Below are 2,347 nucleotides of genomic sequence, written 5' to 3'. Positions count from 1 at the left end.
CGGTGCTCCTCGCCGCGGGCGGCGGTGCCGGGCTGTGGGCGGCGCTGCGCGACGACGGCGACCCGCCCGCGAAGGCCGCGGGGCCGCGCCGGACCATCGGCGTGCACGCGGACCTGACGGGCCCGCAGCGGGCGGTCGGCGAGGCGCAGGAGAAGGCGGCCCGGCTGGCGGTGGAGCGGTTCAACGCCCGTGGGAACAAGCCGTTCACGCTGGAGCTGCAGGTCGCCGACGACCGCGGCGACCCGGCCCGGGCCATGAGCGTGGCCCGGCGGCTGACCGGCGACCGCACGGTGCTGGCCGTGCTCGGCCCCACCGGCTACGCCTCCACCCAGGCGGCGCTGGACGTCTACGAGGGCGCGGGGCTGCCGCTGCTCACGGTCTCGGAGGGCTCGTTCAGCGCGGCGCAGGCGGCGCTGCTCGCGACCCCGAAGGCGTACTTCCACACCACCACCCTCGGCGCGCAGATCTCCTTCACCGTCCTGTACACGCTGATCGAACAGGGTGCGACGCACGTGGGCCTGCTGGCCGACCGGGCCGGCGCGGTCCGCGGCTGGGAGCACAGCACCATCGTGCACAACGCGGCCGCCAACCTCCGGATGGAGCTGTACCTGCGCGTCGTGCCCGCCGCCGCGGACGCCGACGCCATGGGCCCGGTCGTGGCGGACATGCTCGACCAGGGCATCGACAGCTTCTACTACACCGGCACGCCCGAGCGGGCCGCGGCGGTCGCCCGCGAGCTGGCGCAGCGGGGCTTCGACGGGCCGCGGTTCGTCGACCAGCCCGCGGCCGCCGGCCCGTTCACGGACGTGGCGGCCGACGCGGCCGAGGGCTGGCAGGCGCTGACCGCGTACATCGGCGCCGGCGCCGACCCCGTACGCGACTTCGCCGCCGCCTACCGCAAGCGGTACGGCGCCGCGCCGGAGCCGTGGGCGGCGGAGGCGTACGACGTCACCCGGCTGATCGCCGACCGGCTGACCGCCCTCGCGCGCAAGGGCCGGCGCAGGCCCACGCGCAAGGCGCTGGCCGAGGCGCTGGCCGGGACCCGGTTCAAGGGGCTGGCGGCCACGTACAGCTTCGACGACGACGGGCAGGTGGAGCGGGGGAAGGCCCACCACTACCGGGTCGAGGGCGGCCGGTTCGGCTACGTCGGCCCGATGGCGCTCCCCGGCTCCTGACGGGAGGAGCGGACGATGCGGGCGCTGCGCGCGGACGACCCGGAGGAGCTGGGCGGGCACACGCTGCTCGCCCGGCTGGGCGCGGGCGGCATGGGCGTGGTCTACCTCGCCCGCACCGGCGACGGCACGCTGGTGGCGCTGAAGGTCATCCGGCCCGAGCACGCGGCGAACCCGGCCTTCCGCGCCCGGTTCCGGCGCGAGGTGCGGCTGGCGAGCGGGCTGACGGGCCGCTGGGTGGTGCCGGTGACCGCGGCCGACACCGAGGCACGGGCGCCCTGGCTGGCCACGGCGTTCGTGCCCGGCCCCGCGCTGCTGGAGGCGGTGGACGGGTACGGGCCGCTGCCGCCGCACGCCGTCGGCGCGCTCGGCGCACGGCTGGCGGAGGCGCTGGCGGAGGTGCACGCGGCGGGGCTGGTCCACCGGGACGTCAAGCCGGGCAACGTGCTGCTCACCCTCGACGGGCCGCGCCTGATCGACTTCGGCATCGCGCACGACTCCGGGGCGACCGCGCTGACGGCGCCGGACGCGGTGATCGGCACCCCCGGCTATCTGGCGCCGGAACAGATCAGCGCCGGCGGCCGGGCGGGGCCGGCGAGCGACGTGTTCGCGCTGGGGTGCGTGCTGGCGTACGCGGCCACGGGACGCCGGCCGTACGGCGGCGGCAACGCGGCGGCGGTCCTGTACCGCACGGTGCACGAGGCCCCGGACCTGGCGGGTCTGGAGGGACTGCCGCCGGGGATGCGGACGGCGGTCACGGACTGCCTGGCCAAGGACCCCGGCGACCGGCCCACGGCGGCGGAGTTGGCCGCCGCCCTGGCCCCGCAGCCGCCCGCGAAGGCCGCGCCGCCGCCCGCGGAGGCGCCGCCGGAGGCCGTACCGCCGGACGCCGGGCCCGTCGACCCGCGCGTACCGGCGCCGCCGCCGCCGGACCCGGCCACCCGCGTACTGCGGGACGAGGGCGGGCCGGCCGAGGAGACGCTGCCCTACGACGCGGACGAGTCCGACGAACCCGGGACCGAAGACGGGGCCGTAGACGGGGCTGAAGACCGGGACGAAGGCGGTGGCGGGGGCCGGCGGGCCGGACCGGACGGGCTCGCGGGAGACCGCTCCGCCGGCGGCCGGCCCGCGGACCCGCGCGACTGGCTGCCCTCCCCCGTGCTGCGGCTCGTCGC

2 protein-coding genes are annotated in these 2,347 nt (G+C 78.3%); both read left to right on the top strand.

All coding sequences use genetic code 11. From position 1 onward, the window contains the following. A partial coding sequence (locus ABD317_RS35985) for an ABC transporter substrate-binding protein (protein WP_344296107.1) occupies window positions 1–1,175 on the top strand: 1,175 nt, incomplete at its 5' end. A 15-nt stretch (window positions 1,176–1,190) separates the two neighbouring features. Then, window positions 1,191–2,347, top strand: a 1,157-nt coding sequence (locus tag ABD317_RS35980; RefSeq protein WP_344296104.1) for a serine/threonine-protein kinase, incomplete at its 3' end; no start/stop codon positions are given.

Origin of the sequence: Streptomyces synnematoformans (assembly GCF_039531005.1) — a bacterium.
GTDB lineage: Bacteria > Actinomycetota > Actinomycetes > Streptomycetales > Streptomycetaceae > Streptomyces > Streptomyces synnematoformans.
The sequence above is the reverse complement of the archived record's forward strand: the minus strand, read 5'-3'. Positions and strand labels throughout refer to the sequence as shown.